3 protein-coding genes and 1 pseudogene are annotated in these 6,272 nt (G+C 72.1%); all 4 read right to left on the reverse strand.

Annotated features, from left to right (window positions below; genetic code table 11):
- Positions 1–944, reverse strand: a 944-nt coding sequence (locus G6R24_RS17175; RefSeq protein ID WP_163550243.1) for an ABC transporter permease, incomplete at its 3' end; no start/stop codon positions are given.
- A gap of 121 nt (positions 945–1,065) precedes the next feature.
- The gene (locus G6R24_RS17180; protein WP_163550244.1) at positions 1,066–2,733 is read right to left on the reverse strand and encodes an ABC transporter substrate-binding protein; all 1,668 of its coding nucleotides are present in this window, start codon (positions 2,731–2,733) and stop codon (positions 1,066–1,068) included.
- Between the two features lie 92 nt (positions 2,734–2,825).
- Positions 2,826–4,063 (reverse strand): annotated as a pseudogene (locus G6R24_RS17185) (acyl-CoA dehydrogenase family protein).
- Positions 4,060–5,229: an LLM class flavin-dependent oxidoreductase gene (locus tag G6R24_RS17190; protein WP_163550245.1), complete on the reverse strand. Its 1,170-nt coding sequence runs from the start codon at positions 5,227–5,229 to the stop codon at positions 4,060–4,062. Before G6R24_RS17190 ends, G6R24_RS17185 begins: the two are co-directional and overlap by 4 nt.
- Positions 5,230–6,272 lie beyond the last annotated feature (1,043 nt).

Raw genomic sequence — 6,272 nt, forward strand, 5'->3', positions numbered from 1 at the left:
GCCCGCGCGGCGGCGGCCACGCGCGGGTCGAGCAGCGTGTACAGCAGATCGACAAGCAGGTTGACCAGGACGAAGCCGGCGGCGGCGATCAGCACGATGGCCTGCACGAGCGGCACGTCCTGGCCGAGGACCGCCCGTTCGGCGAGCTGGCCCAGGCCGTCCCGGGAGAAGATCGACTCGATGACCACCGCGTTGGTCACCGTGTAGCCGAGCAGGATGCCCAGCAGGGTCAGCGCCGGCAGGGCGGCGTTGCGCAGCACGTGGCGCTGCTGCACCCTGGCCCGGGACAGGCCCTTGGCCCGGGCGGTGGTGATGTAGGGCTCGCGCCAGGTGTCGGAGAAGCTGCGGATGAGCAGCTGGGCGAGCATCGACGCGCCGAGCAGGCTCAGCGTCACCGCCGGCAGCACGAGGCTGCGCCAGCTGTCCTCGCCGGTGGCGGGAAACCAGTGCAGCGAGAAGGAGAAGGCCTGGATGAGCAGCAGGCCGATGAAGAACTGCGGCAGCGACACGCCGATGGCGGGCAGCCGGGCCAGCAGGGTGCGCGCCGGGCGCCACTGGACGTAGCTGGTCAGGTAGGCGAGCCCGACGCCGCCGATGACCATCAGCGGGACGGAGACCAGCGTCAGTTCCAACGTGGACGCGATCTTGTCGGTGATCAGGGAGCCGACGGTGACGTTCTGCGTCAGCGACATGCCGAAGTCCAGGTGCAGGGCGTTCCACAGGCCGTGGAGGTACTGCGCGAGGATCGGGTCGTTGAGGTCGTAACGGTCCTTGAGGATGTGCAGCTGCTCGGGGGTGAGCTGGCTGATGTCGGCGCCGCCGGCGGACAGCTGCAAGGTGATCGGGTCGCTCGGCAACACGTGCAGGATGACGAAGACGACCGTGTAGGCGGCCCAGAGCACGGCCAGCGCCTGGGCGAGCCGTCCGGCGAGGTAGCGAGGCATCAGGTTCCCGGTCCTGTTCGGTTCCGGTCGGGTGCGGTGCGGGTGGACGGGCCGGCCGGCCCCGGTGACGCGAACCGGCCGGCCCAGACGAAGCGGGTGAAGCGGGTGAAGCGGGTGCTGCCTACTTGAGGAAGATGTCGTTGGCCCGCAGGAAGGCCTCCGAGGTGAACGCGAAGCCGTGCACCTTCTTGGACACCCCGACGGTCTGCAGCCGGTCGTAGAGCGGGACCGTGACCACGTTGTCGATCAGGTAGTCCTGCAGCTCCTTGTAGGCGGCGGCACGCTTTTCCGGGTCGACGGTGGACTGGCCGGTGGCGAACAGCGCGCTGACCTTCGCCGCGGTCGCCGCGTCCTGGCTGTACTTCGCGGAGTACTGCTTGGTCGCGGCCTGGTCGATGGAGGAGCCGAGCACGCTCGGGTCGGCCCGGGTCAGGTAGGTGCCGGCCAGGTCGTACTCGCCGGCGTTGGCCAGCGGGGTGTACTGCGCCTGGGTGACGACCTTGATCTGCAGGTCGACGCCGACCTTCTTGAGCTGGTCCTGGATGAGCTGGTCACCGGGGCTCGGCGCCGGGCTGAGGTAGGTCAGGCTCAGCTTCTTGCCGTCCTTGTGCCGGTAGCCGTCGGAGCCGAGCGTCCAGCCGGCACCGTCGAGCAGCTTCGCCGCGCCGGACGGGTCGTGGGTGAGCTTGGCGGACTCGTCGGTGAAGTAGGGGGTGCTCGAGGTCAGCGGGCTCTTGGCCGCCGGGTAGTCGTCCCAGAACAGGGTCTTGGCGTAGCTGGACAGGTCCAGGGCCTTCAGGACGGCCTTGCGCACGGCGAGGTCGGCCAGCGGCCGCCCGCCGGTGATGTTCGGGGTGAGCAGGCCGGAGATACCGGGCAGGGCGCGGGTCTCGATGGTGGCGCCGGAGGCCTTGATGACCTGCTGGTCGGCCTCGGAGATCGGCTGGCGCGGCCAGGCGATGTCGATGCTGCCGCCGGTGAGGCTGCCGACCCGGACGCTGTCCTCACTGATGTAGGAGACGTCGATGCCCTGCAGGTGGGCCTCGCCCTTGTTGGCGACCAGCGAACTCGGCCAGGCGTAGCCGGCCCGGCGGGTCAGCTTCGCCGACTTGGCCGTGGTGTAACTGTCGAGGGTGAACGCGCCCGAACCGATGACCTTGCCGGCGCAGCGGGCCTCCGGCGTCTCCTTGTAGGTCGCCGGCGACAGGATCGCCAGCGTCGTCGTGGAGGTGGCCTGCAGGAACGCGGCGTTGGGCTTGGCGAAGTCGACCTTGACGGTGGCCGGGTCGACCACGGTCGTCGAGGTGTAGCCGGCCAGGTAGGTGACGCCGAGGATGGAGCGGGGGCCGAGTTCCTTCAGACCGTCGAAGGTGGTCTTCACGGCGGCGGCGTCCAGCTTGGTGCCGTCACTGAAAGTCGCGTCGGTGCGCAGCTTGAAGGTGAACTCGGTGGCCTGCGGGTTGACCGTCCAGCTGGTGGCGAGCCACGGGACGATCTTGCCGGTCTTCGGGTCCTGGTCGGTCAGCGAGTCGGCGATGTTGCGGTCCAGGCTGCGCGACTCGATCCAGTACACCTGGTTCGGGTCGATGCAGCCCTGCAGGTCGTTCCAGAAGGCGAGCTTGAGTCGCCCACCCGAGACGGGTTTGTCCCCCTGTGATCCGCCGCTGCCGGCGGCGTCCGACCCGGATCCACCACCGCTCCCGCAGGCCGCGAGGGTCACGGCCGCGGGGACGGAAACGGCGGCAGCGGTCAGCCGCCGTCTCGTTCGGTGACGGTGTGTCGTGCTCATGTGATGGTGCTCCTTGCGCGCGGTAGGACGACAGCGGGACGAACGGTGGTGCGCCGGACGGGCGCTTCGGGGGCAGGTCCGTCCGGGTGGGCTCAGGGGGTGGGGGTCTCGGGTGCCGCGGCGGCCAGCGTGCGCCGGCCGGCGGCGAGCAGCGCGCTGTCCTCCTGCGGCGGGTGCACCCGCACGCAGTGGACGTCGCGCAGGTGGCGCTCGAGCGGGTTGTGTCGGGTCAGGGCCGGGTTGCCGAGGGCGGCGACCGCGGTCTGCACGGCGCTGATCGCCGCGCGGGCGATCAGCGGCTTGGCGACGACGACCCGCCCGAGACCGCTCGGGTCACCTGTCTCGAGCCGGCGGGCGACCCCGAAGGCGATCTCCTCGGCGGCGGTGAGCTGCGCCTCGATCTCCCCGGCGATCGTCTGGATGCTTTCGGTGGTGGCGATGGGACGGCCCAGCGCCGTGGGGACCCGCTCGTGGGCGAAACGCAGGAAGAAGTCCTGCGCGGCCCGGGCCACCCCGATGTACAGGGCGGTCGCGCCGAGTCCGACCGCGGCGAAGGTGGAGTCCGGCGGGACCTGCGCCGACAGCCGCTCACCGCGGAAGTACGACTCGGGCACCACCACGTCGTGGTAGAGCACGTCGTGGGTGCTGCTGGCGCGCAGACCGAAGTGGTCCCAGGTGCGGACGATCTCGATGCCCTCGGCCTCCGCCGGGACGATGACGTGGCCGATCAGCGGGTCGTCCTCCTCGGTGGCGACCCAGACCAGGTGGTAGCTCAGGCCTTCGGAGCTGGTCGCGAAGCCCTTGTGGCCCCGCACCACCCAGCCGTCCGCGGTGCGTCGGATCTTCGTCGCGGGCAGGCCGCCGCGCACGGGCGCGCCCAGCTCCGGCTCGGCGCGGATCGCGTTGAGCAGCACCGGGCGGGTCAGGGAGTCGGCGACGACCCGGCGGTAGAGCTCGTCCGGCCAGAACGGCGCCCGGCCCTGCATGACGTGCTGGAACACCGTCATCGACGAGATCAGCGCGACGGACGGGTCGCCCTTGCCGAGCGCTTCGAAGACCCGCACGCTGTCGGTGGCCGACAGGCCCTGACCGCCGTAGCGCGGGCGTCGATACCCAGCCGCAGCAGACCCGCGTCGTGCACCGCCTGGACACCGGCCCACGGGAACTCGCCGCTGCGGTCGTACTTCTCGGCGGTGCTGGCCAGGGTCGCGCCGACCCTGGCCAGGGCCTCGTCGGAGATGTCGATCGCCGGCAGCGGCTCGACCCCCGCGGGCCCGGCGGGCGCGGTGGGCTGCGGGATGGACGTGGCCAGCTCGGTCGGGGCGGTCATGCCGAGGCACCGGTGGCGCCGACGGCCACGAGTTCACGCTGGTCGAGACCGGCGTCGAGGGAGACGACCTCACCGCGGCGGCCGGTGGCCTCCCGGTGGGCGAGCTCCTGGCGGATCAGCGGCAGGACATAGCGGCCGTAGTCGACCAGGTCGTTGTAGTTGTCGTAGCCGCGGATCGAGATCAGGTCGGCGCCGAGATCGATGTAGTCGAGGATCGCGGCGGCCACCGTCTCGGGTGTGCCGACCAGCGCGGTCGAGGCACCCCCGGCGTTGGTGGCCTTCGCCGGTGCCGTCCACAGCGCCCGGTCGTGGACCTCGCCGCGTTCGGCGGCGGCCAGCAGCCGCTGGGAGCCGACGTTGGCCGGTGGGAGACCCTTGCGGCGCAGGAACTGGGCGGCCGCGCCGGCGGTCTGCGTCAGCACGCCCAGGGTGCGGTGGGCCTTCTCCCAGGCCAGTTCCTCGGTCTCGGCGATGATCGGACGGAAGGTGACCCAGATCCGCGGCCGGTCGGTGCGACCGGCCAGGCGGGCCTGCTCGTAGACGGCGTCGATCTGCTCCCGCGTCTCGCGCAGCGGCTCGCCCCACAGGCCGAAGATGTCCCCGAGCGCGCCGCCGACCCGGTAGGCGTCCGCGGACGACCCGCCCACCGACACCGGGATGGTGCCGTTGACCGGCCGGACCAGCGAGACGAAGTCCTCGAAGGAGTAGTAGGTGCCGGCGTGGTCGAACGGGGTGGTCGACGTCCACACCCGGCGCAGGATGTCGATGTACTCGGCCTGGCGGGCGTAACGCTGCTCCTTGGGCAGCCGGTCGCCCTCGCGGGCCTGCTCGTGGTCGTCGCCACCGGCGATGAAGTGCACCACGGCCCGTCCGCCGGAGAGCTGGTCGAGGGTTGCCAGCTGCTTGGCGGCGACCGTCGGGAACATCGTGTTCGGGCGCAGCGCGACGATCGGACGCACCCGCTCGGTGTGCTGGGTGAGGGCCGCGGCCACGGTGAACGGGTCATGCCCGGGCGAGCCGTAGGGCACCAGGGTGTAGTCAAAGCCGTACTCGTCGAGCGTGCGGGCGTAGCGCCGGAAGAACGGCAGGTCGACGGCGGTCAGACCCAGCCGGTTGACCTCGTTGGACGGATTGACGTTGACGGCGCTGATGAACTCGACAGGCATGGTTCCTCCGTGCGTGCGGGTGCTGGGAGCGGATACCGGGGGCCGACGGCCGCGGGTGCGGGCGGGTGGGGTCAGGCCCAGCGGGCGATCGTCGGCAGGTCCGCGCCCAGCCGCAGCCGCTCGAGGAACAGCACGATCGCGGCGGCGGCGCTGCGGTGGGTGGCGTCGTTGAGCGCGTCGTGGCGGCCACCTTCGATGGTCACCAGCTCCGCCCGCGGCGCGGCGGCGTAGCGGACTGACCAGGTCGGCCGTGCCGTGCACCCCGAGGACCGGGACCGTCACCGCGGCCAGGTCACCGTCGGCGAGCCAGGCCGCGGGCACCGGCCGCTCCAGCGCGCCGCGACGCACCTCGGGGTCGGCGTCCAGACGGGCTTGGTGGGCCGGGCACGCCGTGCGCACCTCGAGTTCCGCCGTCCAGCCCGGTGCGCCCTGGCCGTCCGGCGCCGCCGCGCCCCGCTCCTGGGCCCGGGCCTGGTCGGACGGGGCCGAGTCGGCTGGGTCGGCCGAGTCGGCGGTGGGCAGGCCGACGAGCAGCAGCGCGTCGATGTCGACCGCGCCGGTCGCGGTCAGCGCGGCGGCGAAGGCGGCGCCGGCGTCCGAACCGGCGAGGACCCGCGGCGCCGGCAGGTCGGGGTCGGCGAGCAACGAGCGGACGTCCGCGGTGACCGTCGCGGCCGCCTCCTCACCCCGCGAGGGGTCACCGACCACGCGCACCCGGTAGCCGTCGGCCGCGATCCGGGTGCCGAACCGCTCGTAGACGCCGGGATGCTCCCCCCGGCCCGCGACGACGATCACCGTTCCGCGCGCCGCGACCTGCGGCGGGTTGTCGAAGGCCCGCAGCGTCGGTGTCGCCTCGCCGGTGGTGTCGCCCCTGGTCACCACCGACGCGCCCGACGGCCGCGGCGCCGCCGCGGTGGCCGCCGACGAGGTCGCGGTGGTGGGGATGAGCGGAGTGGAGGTCATCTCGGTGTCCTTCGTCCGGCGTGTTGACGGTCAGCGCAAACAGGAATGGCAGATATGCACATAACGGACTAGCCCAGGGC

This window comes from Candidatus Frankia nodulisporulans (assembly GCF_902806475.1).
In the GTDB taxonomy this organism is placed as follows: Bacteria; Actinomycetota; Actinomycetes; order Frankiales; family Frankiaceae; genus Frankia; species Frankia umida.